A 14,896-nucleotide genomic window follows, 5' to 3' on the forward strand; every position below is an offset into this window, starting at 1 on the left:
TTATATGAATGAATTTATCTTTTCGTATGTATTAAAAGATTTTTTTATGTTACGACCATATAAAAAATATATATCTTAAGTAGATAAGTTAATATTGTATGGAAAATATTTCATTAAATTCAAATACGACAATTTTTGCCTTGGCAACTGCAATGGGCAGGGGTGCTGTTGCGATCATGCGTTTGAGTGGGCCTTTAACTTATTCTATTTTACACAGAATGTGTCATCAAGTGCCGCAACCACGTTTGGCGTCGGTTCGTAAATTATGGAAAATTCAGGAGGGTCAGAAAGAATTACTGGATGAGGCTTTGCTGCTGTGGTTCCCGGGCCCTAATAGTTATACGGGTGAAGATAGTGCAGAACTGCACTTGCATGCAGGTCCTGCTGTGGTTGATGCTGTTGCGGAGGTATTGGTTTCTTATGGTGCCATTCCTGCCCAGGCAGGTGAATTCACCAAGCGAGCGTTTTTGAATGGCCGAATTGATTTATTACAGGCGGAAGGTATTGCCGATCTTGTTGAGGCGGAAACGCAGGCGCAAAGAAAACAGGCTTTGGAACAAACGGAAGGTGGATTAAGTGACCTTTATCATGGCTGGGCAAAACAATTGCGCGAAGTATTGGCATTTCAAGAAGCATTAATTGATTTCCCGGATGAGGATTTGCCGCAAGAGATTGAGGAGAATGTGAAGAGGATAATCGTTGATTTGCATTCTGAAATGATTGACCATCTGAATGATCAAGGACGAGGGGAACGTTTGAGAAAAGGACTGACCTTTGCAATTGTGGGGCCACCAAATGCTGGAAAATCTAGTTTATTGAATTATTTGGCTGACCGTGATGCGGCGATTGTGACCGAACAGGCTGGAACAACACGAGATGTTATTGAGGTCAGGGTAGTATTGGGTGATGTTCCTGTAACCTTGGTGGATACCGCAGGGTTACGTGAAACAGAAGATGAAATTGAAAAAGAGGGGATAAAGCGAGCTTACAAGATCGCTCAAAATGCAGATTATGTAATGTGTTTGATGGATGCTGCGGATAAAAATGATTGCCCTGAATTATCTTGTGATCTGTTGGTTCGAACAAAAATTGATTTAAATGTTTCACGTGAAACATTATTAAGTCAGTCAGATAAAACCGTGTTAATCAGCGTTAAATCGGGTGAGGGGATGGATAAATTCAAAAGTTTATTGGTTCAGAAAACCAAAGAGTTAATATCCCGTCAGGGGCCACCCCCTTTAACACGGGTAAGACATCGATTGGGTATAACAGAATGTGTTCAACATTTGCAAAAAGCTCAAGAAATGGAATGGGCTGAATTGCGTGGTGAAGAATTGCGGTTAGCTATGCAGAGTTTGGGTAGACTAACTGGTGCTGTAGGTGTGGAGGATCTGTTGGATACCATATTTGGTCAATTTTGTATCGGTAAGTAAGGTCGAGTTGAGAAAAGATTAATGATAAATGTAAAATACGATGTAATTGTCGTTGGTGGAGGACATGCTGGAAGTGAAGCGGCTGCAGCTTCTGCCCGGATGGGGGCAAGAACTTTATTGCTGACCCATTCTCTTAACACGATTGGGATCATGTCATGTAATCCTGCAATTGGTGGAATAGGCAAAGGGCATCTTGTTCGGGAGATTGATGCTTTTGATGGTATTATGTCAAAAGCAGCGGATCGGGCGGGTATTCATTTCAAGCTGCTTAATCGTTCCAAAGGTCCAGCAGTACATGGACCTAGGGCTCAGGCGGATCGGATGTTATATCGTAATGCGGTTCAACAATTTTTAAAAGAATTAAGCAATCTGACTATTGTGGAGGGTGCGGTTGCTGATCTCAATGTCGATATTGGCAATAAAATATGTGGTGTTATTTGTGAGGATGGTCGTGAATTTCTGTCAGGAGCGGTTGTCTTAACGACGGGAACTTTTTTGCGTGGAGTTATCCATGTTGGCAATAAAAGTCAGCCAGCTGGAAGAGTTGGAGATAAACCTGCCACAATATTGGGAAACCGATTGGAGGCGATGGGACTGCGTATGGGTCGCTTAAAAACAGGAACCCCTCCAAGGCTGTTGCGATCAAGTATCGATATGGAGCGGTTGACAGAAGATAAGGGGGATGAATCTCCCGAGTTTTTTAGCCGATTGACTGATAACGCTTTTAATGAATTTGTTTCCTGCCGGATAACTGCGACCACTCCTGAAACGCATCGGATAATAAGGGATAATATTCATACTTCTGCAGTCTATGGGGGTGCAATTACTGGAAAAGGACCTCGTTACTGTCCGTCAATCGAGGATAAAATTGTCCGTTTTGCTGATCGGGAGCGTCATCAGATTTTTATTGAGCCTGAAGCATTGCCTGGACATGAAGGTGGGGATTTGGTTTATCCGAATGGAATATCAACCAGTCTTGCAGAAGATGTTCAGGAACGAATGGTTCATTCAATTCCAGGTCTGGAAAATGCCGTGATTGTCAGGCCAGGTTATGCCGTGGAATACGATTATATTGATCCGAGATCCTTGAATCCGACCTTGGAATTGCCAAATTTTTCCGGATTGTTTCTTGCCGGACAAATCAATGGTACAACAGGGTATGAGGAAGCCGCAGCTCAGGGTTTGTTGGCTGGAATTAATGCCGCAAATCATGCTTCTGGATCAGAAAAAATTATAATTGATCGTAGCCAGGGTTATATTGGTGTCATGATAGATGACCTGACAACGCAAGGGGTGACTGAACCTTATCGTATGTTTACCTCACGGGCAGAATATCGCTTGACTTTACGGGCAGATAATGCAGATATACGGTTAACCCCTTTGGCTGAACAGTTGGGGTGTTTGGGGGCTGAACGATTGGCTTTATATCTTCAGGATATAGATCATATCAAAAATTCTGTTCAGAGAGCGAAGGGAGAGAAATACCTGCCTAAAACCCTGAATGGTTATGGAATGCAGATTTCGTCCGATGGACGCTGGCGGTCATTATTTGAAATTTTATCATTATGCCCTTCTGAGGAGGTAATTGAGAAAGTCGCTCCTTGGTTTCATCAATTAACATCAAGAGTTCAACAATATATTCGTACCGAGGCCCGTTATGAAGGTTACCTTGTTAGACAGGCCAGGGAAATCAGGCAGCTTGACCAGGAGTCCAGAATCAATTTGCCATTGGATCTTGATTATAGGAAAATTGGCGGGTTAAGTCGTGAAATGCAGGAACGTTTAGAAGCGGTTCGCCCTGTTTCTTTTGGTGCTGCCCAAAGGATACCGGGGGTAACACCCTCTGCATTGATGGCTATATTGGCATATATTCGAACCCTGCAAAAAGGGGAAAAGGATAATTGTTGTGAATCTTGACGGTTATATAAAAAATTATCCGTTTTTAAAAAGTGTTTCACGTGAAACAATAGAGAAACTGGAAATTTATATCTCTTTGCTTCAGCAATGGAACAAAAAAATAAATTTGGTATCGCAACAGGGTATGGATCAGGTCTGGAAACGTCATGTATATGACAGCTTTCAATTGATTCGGTATCTTGATTCATCTGTAAAATCTATTGCTGATCTTGGATCAGGTGGAGGATTTCCCGGTCTGATCCTGGCATTGTCAACAGATATTCCTGTAATATTGATTGAATCTGATATGAGAAAGACAATTTTTTTAAGGGAAGTTCTGCGACAGACCAAAACACAAGCAACTGTGCTTTGCCAAAGGATTGAAAATGTGAATGCTATCAGTGCAGATGTTGTGACGGCAAGGGCATTGACTTCATTGACTCAGCTTTTGAAATTTTCAAAAAATATTTTAAATAAAAATGGTTATTGTTTATTTTTGAAAGGCCGGTCTGTTAATCTGGAAATTGAAGAGGCACAAAAAAATTGGAAAATAAATTATAAAACCTTTTCCAGTCAAACGAATGCCGATGGGGTAATAGTTAAGATTAATCAATTTGAACGTGTTGAATAAAATGGCGCTTAAAAAGACAAAATCAAAAAATACTTATATTTTGGCAATTGCAAACCAAAAAGGTGGGGTGGGTAAAACAACGACAGCAATTAATCTTGCCACCGCATTCGCTGGAAAAAAGAAGGTTCTATTAATTGATCTTGATTCTCAAGGAAATAGTTCAACTGCATTGGGAATTGAATATGACGATCGTGATAAAGGAACCTATCATTTATTAATTAATGGCAAGGTGGTTGATGGAATGATCAAGGAGTCCATGATTCCAGGATTATCGTTGATTACAGCTGATGGCAACCTTGCGGCTGCAGAGCTTGAGTTGATTGATATTGAAAAACGTGAATTTCGGCTCAAGGAGGCAATTAAGCAATTTATAGGTATATATGATTATATTTTGATTGACTGTCCTCCAAGCCTTGGACTGTTAACGGTAAATGCCTTGGCGGCTGCTACTGGTGTTATTGTTCCGTTGCAATGTGAATTTCTGGCACTTGAAGGAATAAGTCATCTGGTTAAAACGGTTACACATTTGCAGAAAAAGGTAAATCCTGATCTGGATATAAAGGCAATTGTTTTAACGATGTATGACAAACGCAACAGACTTTCAGAGCTTGTTGCTGAAGATACCAGGAATTTTTTTGGGGATAAGGTCTGTAAAACAGTTATTCCACGCAATATCCGTATTTCAGAGGCACAAAGTTATGGAAAGCCAATAATGGTGTATGATCCTAAATCAACTGGAGCGCAAGCCTATATAAACTTGGCTAAGGAATTGAATCGTCGATTTGCTTAATTTGAGGGTAGGAAATATGAAGGATAAGAAAAGGGATCAGGGTAAAATTCGTTTGGGAAGAGGACTTGCCGCTTTATTAGGGGAGTCGGTTAAAGATGAGGATAATCAGAAAGATATCGGATCCGATCTTGGGATTTCAGATTTGAAAATGCAGATTTTACCTATTGACATAATTGAGCCTGGTCCTTTTCAACCTCGACAAATTATGCAGCCTGAAGCTTTACAAGAGTTGGCGGACTCAATCAGACAACATGGTATTTTACAACCTCTGCTGGTTAAGGAAAAAGATACCCAAAAGGGTCAATACCAAATTGTTGCTGGGGAACGTCGCTGGCGTGCTGCCCAACTGGCCATGATTGATGAGGTGCCGGTTAGGATCTGCTCTTTTACTGACAAAGATGCAATGGCTGTCGCATTAGTGGAAAATTTACAGCGTACGGATTTAAATATTATCGAAGAGGCTGAAGGTTTTTCAAGATTATTAAATGAGTTCAATCTTACTCAGGATGAGTTATCTTCTGCATTGGGTAAATCACGTTCACATATTGCTAATATAATCCGCTTATTGCAATTGCCGGATGAGATTATAAATTATTTGAAAAACGGGATATTAACTCCAGGACATGCAAGAGCCTTGCTTATGCATCCCGATCCTGTATCAGCGGCAAAGGAAATTATTCAAGATGATTTAACGGTAAGACAAACAGAAGCCCTAGTTAAAAATGCCAAAGCGGTTAATAAAAATTTACACTTGAAAAAAAAGCCAATCGATCCTGAGATAGAGTCACTTGAAAAAGATTTGCGTGGCAGATTAGGGTTTAATGTCAAAATTCAATTTGATGGTAAAGGTGGGTCCTTAAAAATATTTTATAAATCCCTTGAACAGTTTGATGAGATTTTAACGTTGTTAAAAAATTAAATGAAATATTGATACTTCATAGACTCATAATAAAAAAAGTCGCTTATTATTAAAAATAAGCGACAAAATAATAAGTAAAGTATAGAATGAAAAAGGTTAAAACCTGAAGTCGAGTGTTTCCATAAGGAAAGCACTGTCATTGCCACCAGCTTTTTTTATGGATTGTGAGGCTAGAACACCGCCAAAGTCTCCAGTTAAAACAAGATGGGGAGCAATTGCATAAGCGAGAGTAAACTGGGGAATTGCACCAACAAATCCACCAGAATAATTGTCACGCAAAGGATAGTTGAATCCGACACCGTAGATCGTATCATTGGTATTGGCTCTCCAAATTACAGGTGCGTGCAATTTGACAAGTGCTTTTTTTGTTGGATTGTAAGTAATTAAAGGACCTGTACTGACTGTATTGGAAGTTGCCAGATATAGCGTCATATCCTGATAATTTGCTGTTGTAAAATAGGGAACAGCAAAATTTCTGACCGCGCCGTGATCTTTGTGATAGTTACCACCAGAAAAATAGTCGCTTTGCAAGCCCAATGACAAATTTCCCGGCACGTTTTTAAAGTTATAAGCAAAAATCGCATCAAATGCATAGGCTCTGACTGGACGTGTTTTACTACCAGAATTTGCGGGACGGAATTCACCACCCTGATATATACCTGTAACATCAATGGTGAAATTGCCAATATTTCCGTTTAACCTTCCACCGATATTATCACGTCTTGTAGAGCCTTGACGGTTTTTCCCGGGTGTTGGTGTGGGAAGACCTGCAGCATTACCGTTATAAAGGTAACCAATATAAAAGGCATCAAGAAATAATTGGCTATTCACATTCTGCACTTTAAAGCTGGGAAGAGCATAACTGGCCAAACCACCAAACATGCGAGCATTATAACTGGGTCCTGCACCAAAAACATGATCTTTGGAAAAGTCAGTTTGCCAGAAGTCAAAAATGTCGACTCTGAAATTTTTCCAGAATGCATAGCCTCGGAATCCATCCCAACTGTAACGAATATTAGTCAGTTCCCGTGCGGAAGTCATGGAGAGTGGGGCATCAACAAAATATTGACGTCCTCCCATTGCTCCCATTTTTGCACCAAGCAGGTTCCCCTTTATTTCTAAAAAACCTTGCTGCATATCAAGTCGTTTACGTTGAAAACCTGTTTGATAGCCAAAAGTGTTGCTGCCACCAGCAACACCATTAATGAGTTCGGCATAAGCTCTTACGTGGGAACCAATATGCAAATCAGCACCATAAACGCTACGAATCAATAAACGGTTGGAATTTGTTTTGGCTCCAAATCCCATATATGGTTTGCTGTCGAAAACATGACGAAACCGCTCATTGCCGTTTAAACTCAGCCAGATATCCCCAGAATCATTCAGGGGAATATACTTGAGTCGGTTAAACCAGTCATCATTTTTATGGGGATCATTGCATAATCCGCTCCAGTCTTCTGCCCATCTTGCTTGTGCGTATGGGGCGTATTGTCCGAAAGCATACCAAGAATAATTACCAACGGGTCCAAAACCGCTGTGTTTGTTGAAGACACCCCAATCCGGATGTCGTGTATTTCCATATTTACCAGCCGCTGTGACAATTTTTGTACAACGGTTATTAAGATTTGAGTAATCAGTAAATGTAGAATCGGTTTTATTTTGAATTTTTGAATCTGTTGGAAGTAATGTTTGTTTTGTTTGATCTTTAGCGTAAGTATGTATTGAAGTTAAAAGTAGTAATGAGAAACAAATATGATTAACTACTTTTAAACTAGCCAGAATAGTTGATTTATTCATAGTTTATCATTCATACTAATATTATTGTTTTATTTAATTATATTATTCTTTTAAGAAAAGAATTTATATTATCCACATGTATAGTATTATTTATATTAAGAATAAGGTTATATTAATCTTTGTGAATATTTTGTTGCTAGTCTTATGGCTAGTATTCTTTATGACGCTTATCATTATATGGTTATTTATTTGGGTTATTTCAAATAATGCATGAAGATCAATTGGTAAGATACAGTCGCCATATCCTTTTGCCGCAAATTGATTTGGATGGACAAAAACGGTTTTTAAATAGCCGTGTTATGGTTATAGGATGTGGGGGACTGGGTTGTGCAGCAATTCCTATTCTTGCTGCTGCGGGTATTGGCAGTTTAATGCTGGTTGATAATGACAGGATCGAACTGTCTAATTTACAACGACAGACATACTATACACCTGATGATATTGGTAAATTCAAAAATCATGTAATGGCTGATTTTATTCATAGACAAAATCCGGATATTACTGTTGATACTGTGCCTTACCGTTTATCCGAGGATGAATTATCTTCATTAATTCATGATTATGATGTGATTTTGGATTGTAGTGACAATTTAAAAACCCGACAAATGATCGGGCGGGTTGCATATTCTAGTAAAATACCTTTAATTTATGCCTCGGCCATACGGTTTGAAGGGCAATTAAGTGTATTTGACTCAAATAATGATCGATCACCATGTTACGCCTGTCTATTTGATGGAGCGGAAACAGAACAGGACCGTTGTTCATTTACCGGTGTTTACGCCCCATTGGTCAATACAATGGGAGCTATGCAGGCTTCAGAGGCTTTGAAGGTAATATCCAGGATGGGTCAAGCTCTTACAGGCAGGATACTGCATTATAATGCTTTGAATTTTTCTTTTCATATGCTGGAATGTGATCGCAATCCGCATTGTAACGTGTGTGGTTGTTTAAGGAACTAGGGTGTTTTGTCAAAACCATGTTCTAGGGCATAAATTGCTGCCTGAACCCTGCTGTGTAAATTAAGTTTTCGTAATATGTTCTGAACATGTAATTTGATTGTACTTTCTGACACGCTCAAAAAACGGGCAATTTCTTTATTACTTATTCCCTTGGTCAGCCAAGCCAATATTTCTTTTTCCCTTGGTGTTAAAGAATCATAGAGATCTTCGTCCTTTTCCTTTTCATTGGGTCGGAATTGATCGATAAGGGTTGATATCATGGCTGGGGAGAGAATATTATTCCCTTCATAAACTTTGTGAATACTGTCCAATAGGAAATCGGTATTGATATTTTTCAAAAGATAGCCTTTTGCTCCAAGTGTCATACATTGAATAAGGTCATCATTATCTTCCGAAACAGTTAAAATTAGGATATTAAGGTCTGGATTAATATTTAAAAGGTTTTGGAGCGTTTCCTTTCCACCCATTCTTGGCATATCCAGATCAAGGAGGATGATATCAGGGTTAAGTTTCTGGGCCAGTTTTATACCTTCTGATCCATTTTGCGCCTCTCCAATAACCTCTATATCTTCCTGATTGTTAAGAAGAAATTTCAATCCTGAACGAAATAAAGAATGATCGTCAATAAGCAGAATTTTAATTTTTGTTTGCATTTTCTTTATACTACCGTTCTATAAGTTTATCGGAATAGTGAGTTCCAAGGTTGTACCATGATTAGGTGTTGAGGTAATGTTTATTTTTCCGGAAATATTTTCTGCCCTCTCTTGGATAATTGATAAACCGATATGGTTCTGTTGTTTTTTTTGCAAGGTATTAAGGTCAAATCCGACACCATCATCATGAATACGCATCATGAAAGAATTATTATAACTAAATTCAATTGTTGCAAGCTTGCATTTTGAATGTTTACGAATATTGGATAAAGCTTCTTGAAGAATAAAAATGATCTGTAATTGCTGTTGTTTTGTAATAAATAAAAATTTTTGCAGATTAATTAATTTTACAGGTATTTTTGTCTGGGCTTTGAAACGGTTCACGACTTTCTTAACAACAGTCTCAAAATCTTCCTTGCCAATCTTGGTTCGAAAATTCATCAACAGTTCACGAACATCGTCATAGGATTCTTGCACGCCACGCTGAATAAAATCCAGATTTTGCTTGGCTTTGTCAAGGTCATTCTTATTGATTGCCTTTTCAAGCATTTGAGCTTGCAAGTTAAGAAAGGACAATGCTTGTGCTATGCTATCATGCAACCCCTGTGCAATTAAGTTGCGTTCCTCCATAATGGCAAGCTGTTTTTCTTTGGCGGTTAATTGGTAATTTTCAATGGATACACCAAGTTGACAGGTCAATGTTTCAATCAAGTGGTAGGTTTCTGGAGAAAAAGTAGATTCCCTTTTTTTAAAATATAGAACCATTAACCCTATTTCATTTTTATTATGCCAAATAGGAAAAATGATAAAATGACTAAATAATTTTTTAACGCACGAGGGTATAAGACAGTTTTCCTGCTGATCAGTTTTGACGCAAATAGGATAGGAATTTTTGGGCAGGGAAGAAATATCAAAAAAACAGTTGGCAGAAAAATAACATTGTTCGATGGTGTTTAATTGTGCTGGAAAACCTTGGCTACAAATAAAATTCATGGCGTCTTTCTCTTCGTTAAGAAAGCCGATAAATCCGGCGTCCGCTTGACTTAAATCAATAATTTTTTCAAGGAATCTCTCGGTTGCCATATTGGGAGTCAGGCAGGTATGTAAAAAGGTGATCATGTCATAAAGAATAGTTAATTCATGATTCTTTTTCTTTAATGCAAGTGTTTTATCTGAAACTTTATGTTCAAGGTTATTGTATAAGTCCTGCAAATTATGTGCCATCTGGTTAAAACCGGAGGAGACAATATCAAATTCACTATTGCCATTTACAGGAATACGTCTGGATAGATTACCCTGACTTAGGGCTTTGATACTTGATTCAAGATGTTTCAACGGATTGATGACTGATTTATATAACAGGGATATGCTCGAAAAGGCAGTTATTAGTATCATCAGGATAATTGTTGTGATTATGTATCGAAGCCAAATGATGTCTTGCGTATTTTGATTTTCGATCAGTTTGACTAAAAGATCAATGTCTTCTACGAATGTGTTGAGATGATAATAATTTTTGTCAGTTAGTCTATGATATCCAGAGGACTGGTTTATAAGCGGCAATATCTGGTTATTATAGGTTTTTTCAATATATTTTATTTGCAGGTTTATTTTTTTATTATTTGAAAAAATTAGGGTATTATTATCGTATTTTTTTAATTTATTAAGGATTGTAATAAATTTCGTTTGTTCATGCTGCAGGTTTACATAATCGTTTTGATTAGAAAGTAACATCATGTAATAGACACGCATGCGCAAACTGCCTGTATAATTGATGGCAATTCCAGCATTTTCAAGCTGCCAAAGCAGGGAGAGTGCATATCCCGTAAAGAATATGGCACATACAACCCATGCGATAGTACAGGTAAGCAGTTTGGTTGAAAGCTTGTTAAAATACCGCGTGATTTTCATTATTTGATAATTGTTCGTAAATATTATGATAAGATTATTTTAACATATATTTGAATTAAATATTAGAAATCAACTGCCAATGAAAATTGATATGTTCTGGGTAATCCGGCATAAGCACTGTTATTTGCGGTGCCTCCGTTAATTGAGGATGGATATACAGACATCCAATAATGTTTATTGGTTACATTATTGACATTAAATCGTGCCGCAAGTGGGGTGTTAAAGACATTGAAGGCGTAGCGCATTCCGACATCTGTCGTAAAATACCCTTTGGCAAAAGTGGTATTGTAATTATTGGCAGCCCGACGATCTGTATAGTGAAGATTGATGTTGAATGCCATACCATACAGGATGTGATCTTTTGCGACAGGTAATTGGTAGTCAATCAGCAGGTTGGCCTGAACAGGGGGGACACCAACAATTTGTTTATGAGAGGTGGCAATATTTCCTGTTTTTCCCAGTTGTGCATCAAGCCATGTAACACCTCCAAGAATAGACAGACTATTCCATATCTGTCCTGCGACCTGAAATTCAACCCCATAATTGCGCTGTTGTCCTGCGACGGCAAAAATATGGGTTGTTGGATTGATAAATGCATATGGACGTGTCATACGGAATGCAGCAACATTTAACCACAGGCGGTTGAATTTGACCTTATAGCCTACTTCATATTCTTCACTACGATAGGGAGCCATGATCTGGTTTGGATTAATTACTCCCGTCGCTGGGGCAATATCTCCCGCCTGCAGACTTCTTGCCCAAGTGAAATAGGCGGTATGACCTTCAAGAGGATGATAAATCAGGCTTGTTGTTGGACTAAATGCCGCATCATGTGAATTGTGTGCGGTTTTCTTTCCTTTCATGTTCCAGCTGTCATTGCTTAACCAGCTCCAACTGAAAACACCCATAATGGCCCATTGTTGATTAAAATGGATTGTATCGCCTGCAATCAGGGCTTGTTGCTGGATTAAGGCCGATTGATAACGTCCCCATCTTTTTGGTCTATGACCCGGTAATGGACGAGGATTGTGTATGTTGCTGGTTCCAAGATTGATTGTTTCAGTATGAGTGGGGTTGTAATTACCTCTCATATATCCATTGGTGCCCAAAACAAGTTCATGTTTTACAAAATCTGTATTTACTTCTCCATTCACATAGGCAAAATTGCTCCCTACCTGAAAAACGTTTGCCTGACCGGCTACCGAAATAGATTGTTGATAATCACCCTTGCTGTTTAGGAGTCGATTGCTGTTGTTGAACATCTCTCGTTTGGCATCCTGATAGAGCCCTCCCGCAGTAAATCTCCATTTTTTATTGATTTGGTGTTTGATTTTTCCGAGAAAGGTATTTGTTTCCGTATTAAATCCGGCATATTTTTGCCCAAGATAGGCCTTGCCCATATTGGGTGCGGATGGCAGCTGAATGGAATTATCAAACGAAAAATTCGTCGCTGTTCCCCTTTCATTATAGGTATAATGGCTGGCATCTATCTCAATAACGGTTTTGGAGGAAAGATGAATATCAAAATCACCACTGACCAGATTACGTTTTAACTGACTGTGTTCCACATAGGCGGTACCTTCATCATGCAGAAGGTTTAAACGATATCCAAACCACCCATTTTTACCGACTCGACCAGATACATCCGCATATTCCGTCACGGCACCAATTGAATCGTAATTGACTGAAAGATGTTCCGTACGACGGTCAGTGGGACGTTTGAGCTGGTAACTGAAAATGCCGGCTGGATTTTGTGGGCCATACATAGCCCCGGCCAACCCGTTCAGAACCTGCAAATTTTCAAACATTTCAGTTGGATAGGGGGTGGTGGTTGTCATATTGAGCCCGTCAATACGGCTGTTTGCTGTTACGTCCCCCTCAAACCCTCTGGATTGCGGCCTGGCCATGCCTGCAGATCCACGGGCCTCGAGTTGTACGGAAGGAAGGTATTTCATTAGATCATTAACGTTTCTTGCCTGTTGATTGGCAATAACGTCATGAGGAACTGACAAGATTGAAAAAGGCGCGTCTTCAGATTTCATGGAACCCAAGGGGCCCAAGGTAACGTCTGGAGTACTCATTACAGCAACTGATCCGTCAGCCCTTCTTTGCCCCCTTACTGTAATTTTTTCGGATTTTTCATCATCTCTTTCCATATTGGTCGAGGTTGAAATCTTTTGTGCCATTGTTTGAAGAGGGAAAAGAAGAAGCAGAGGTAGAATATATTTTTGTTTTCTATTCATGCAAATTCTTCATGGATTAATAATTCAAGAAATTATTCTAATAATGGAAATGAATATGATATATTAATAGTAGGAAAACGACTAATTATACTTAGCCAAATGGCTATAAACAACCTAGCCATTATTCCAGATTTCTATAAGCTTTTGACTAATTGGTTCGATCTTGCGGAAGATGTAAATATTATTAAAACAATTATGCGTTTTATTTAACTTATACAATAAAGATCAAAAACAATACAGATATAAACGTATTGGTTCATCAACCAAGGAAAAAAAATGTCTCATTTACTAACAAAATGGGAACCGGAAAATCAACAGTTTTGGGAAAAGCAAGGACGTGTTGTTGCTTTACGGAATTTATGGATTTCCGTTCCTGCTCTTTTACTTGCTTTCGTTGTATGGCAATTATGGAGTGTCGTTGTTGTCTATCTACCAGAAGTTGGGTTTAAATATACTCAAAATCAACTAATGCTTTTAACGGCATTGTCTGCATTGTCAGGGGCAACCCTGAGAATCATCTATGCCTTTATGGTTCCCATTTTTGGTGGAAGAAGATGGACGGTTTTTTCAACAGCCACCCTTTTGATTCCAACCATTGGTTTTGGTATATGCATACAAAATCCAAATACCAGTTTTGCAACAATGGTGATCTTGGCCCTGTTGTGTGGATTTGGTGGAGCAAATTTCAGCTCCTCTATGGCAAATATCGGATATTTTTTCCCTAAATCAAGAAAGGGATTTGCCACGGGGGTAAATGCTGGACTGGGAAATCTTGGTGTACCGTTTGTACAATTTGTTACCTTGTGGGTTATTGGCGTCAGTATCTTTGGTGCTTTGGGGGGTGGACCAGAAACACGTATTCATAACGGTCAGCAGAGTCTTGTCTGGTTACAGAATATCACCTATATTTGGGTACCTTTTATTGCGGTAACCGTTATCGCTGCCTGGTTTGGGATGAATGACCTTGCCACGGTCAAGGCATCTTTTTCAGAGCAATCAATAATTTTCAAGCGTAAACATACCTGGGTTGCCTGTTTGCTTTATCTGGGTACATTTGGATCCTTTATCGGTTTTTCAGCGGCATTGCCCCTGTTGATAAAGCATGAATTCGTTGATGTTAATCCAATAAAATACGCCTTTTTAGGCCCTTTGCTGGGGTCCATATTTAGAGTTGTTGGGGGAATTGCCTCTGACAAATTCAAGGCGACACGGGTAACTCAAATCAGTTTCCTGGGTATGATTGTTTTTTCCTTATGTATCGTTTTCTTCATCTCAGCCCCGGAAGAATCAAGAAGTTTTGTCGGCTTCCTGATAAGTTTTATGATCCTGTTCATTTTTGTTGGATTGGGAAATGGATCCGTATTTGCCCAAGTTCCCGGAATATTCACAATATTTTACCAGAAATACCTTAAAAAACAAAAAGCTGAATCTGAAGAGCAGATGGATGAGGATGCTGCCAAGGAAACCGGTGCGGTTCTTGGTTTTATGGGGGCTATTGGTGCCTATGGTGGATTTATAATTCCAAAACTGTATGGAACCTCTTTAAGTTATACCGGATCGTATAATTTAGCTTTTTATATTTTTGTGGGATTTTACGTATTTTGCCTTTTGATAAACCGTTGGTACTACCTTCGCAGAAATGCTGAAATACGTTGTTAAGACAAATT

General features: G+C 39.0%; 11 protein-coding genes. 7 read left to right on the top strand and 4 right to left on the bottom strand.

Translation table 11 applies throughout. The features are described from left to right. Positions 1-98 precede the first annotated feature (98 nt). Genes mnmE through H3R33_RS06810 form a run of 5 tightly spaced genes read left to right on the top strand, consistent with a single transcriptional unit; the run spans position 99 to position 5,669 of the window. Positions 99-1,433 carry a tRNA uridine-5-carboxymethylaminomethyl(34) synthesis GTPase MnmE gene (gene mnmE / locus H3R33_RS06790; RefSeq protein WP_155567422.1) on the top strand — a complete coding sequence of 445 codons (1,335 nt, stop codon included), beginning with the start codon at positions 99-101 and terminating at the stop codon, positions 1,431-1,433. A gap of 21 nt (positions 1,434-1,454) precedes the next feature. Beyond that, positions 1,455-3,350, top strand: a complete 1,896-nt coding sequence (gene mnmG, locus H3R33_RS06795; RefSeq protein WP_232342159.1) for a tRNA uridine-5-carboxymethylaminomethyl(34) synthesis enzyme MnmG — start codon at positions 1,455-1,457, stop codon at positions 3,348-3,350. Next, positions 3,340-3,960 (top strand): 16S rRNA (guanine(527)-N(7))-methyltransferase RsmG, encoded by a 621-nt coding sequence (rsmG, locus tag H3R33_RS06800; RefSeq protein ID WP_347400766.1) that lies wholly within the window; start codon positions 3,340-3,342, stop codon positions 3,958-3,960. The genes mnmG and rsmG overlap by 11 nt, the downstream gene beginning before the upstream one ends. 1 nt (position 3,961) lies before the next feature. Then, a complete protein-coding gene (locus H3R33_RS06805; RefSeq protein WP_198185068.1) occupies positions 3,962-4,750 on the top strand; it encodes a ParA family protein in 789 nt (262 codons plus the stop codon). 16 nt (positions 4,751-4,766) lie between these two features. Next, a complete protein-coding gene (locus H3R33_RS06810) occupies positions 4,767-5,669 on the top strand; it encodes a ParB/RepB/Spo0J family partition protein (RefSeq protein ID WP_198185067.1) in 903 nt (300 codons plus the stop codon). Positions 5,670-5,765: 96 nt separating this feature from the next. Here H3R33_RS06810 and H3R33_RS06815 read toward each other — a convergent pair whose 3' ends face one another. Beyond that, positions 5,766-7,466: an alginate export family protein gene (locus H3R33_RS06815; protein WP_198185066.1), complete on the bottom strand. Its 1,701-nt coding sequence runs from the start codon at positions 7,464-7,466 to the stop codon at positions 5,766-5,768. 206 nt (positions 7,467-7,672) lie between these two features. On the opposite strand from H3R33_RS06815, the gene H3R33_RS06820 reads away from it, so the two are divergent. After that, positions 7,673-8,425, top strand: coding sequence for a HesA/MoeB/ThiF family protein (locus H3R33_RS06820; RefSeq protein ID WP_198185065.1), 753 nt, complete (start codon positions 7,673-7,675; stop codon positions 8,423-8,425). On the opposite strand, the gene H3R33_RS06825 is transcribed toward H3R33_RS06820, so the two are convergent. The 3 genes from H3R33_RS06825 to H3R33_RS06835 all read right to left on the bottom strand — a co-directional run bounded on the left by H3R33_RS06825 (position 8,422) and on the right by H3R33_RS06835 (position 13,229). Further along, entirely contained in the window at positions 8,422-9,078 is a 657-nt protein-coding gene (locus tag H3R33_RS06825) for a response regulator transcription factor (RefSeq protein ID WP_198185064.1), read from the bottom strand. The two genes, H3R33_RS06820 and H3R33_RS06825, sit on opposite strands and share 4 nt — an antisense overlap. 18 nt (positions 9,079-9,096) lie before the next feature. Beyond that, a complete protein-coding gene (locus tag H3R33_RS06830; RefSeq protein ID WP_155580998.1) occupies positions 9,097-10,986 on the bottom strand; it encodes a histidine kinase in 1,890 nt (629 codons plus the stop codon). A gap of 62 nt (positions 10,987-11,048) precedes the next feature. After that, positions 11,049-13,229 (bottom strand): TonB-dependent siderophore receptor, encoded by a 2,181-nt coding sequence (locus tag H3R33_RS06835; protein WP_198185063.1) that lies wholly within the window; start codon positions 13,227-13,229, stop codon positions 11,049-11,051. Between the two features lie 276 nt (positions 13,230-13,505). Between H3R33_RS06835 and H3R33_RS06840 the strand changes: the two genes are divergently transcribed. Beyond that, the gene (locus H3R33_RS06840; protein WP_198185062.1) at positions 13,506-14,888 is read left to right on the top strand and encodes a NarK family nitrate/nitrite MFS transporter; all 1,383 of its coding nucleotides are present in this window, start codon (positions 13,506-13,508) and stop codon (positions 14,886-14,888) included. Positions 14,889-14,896 lie beyond the last annotated feature (8 nt).

This window comes from Commensalibacter sp. B14384M2, from assembly GCF_016101865.1.
Classification (GTDB): domain Bacteria; phylum Pseudomonadota; class Alphaproteobacteria; order Acetobacterales; family Acetobacteraceae; genus Commensalibacter; species Commensalibacter melissae.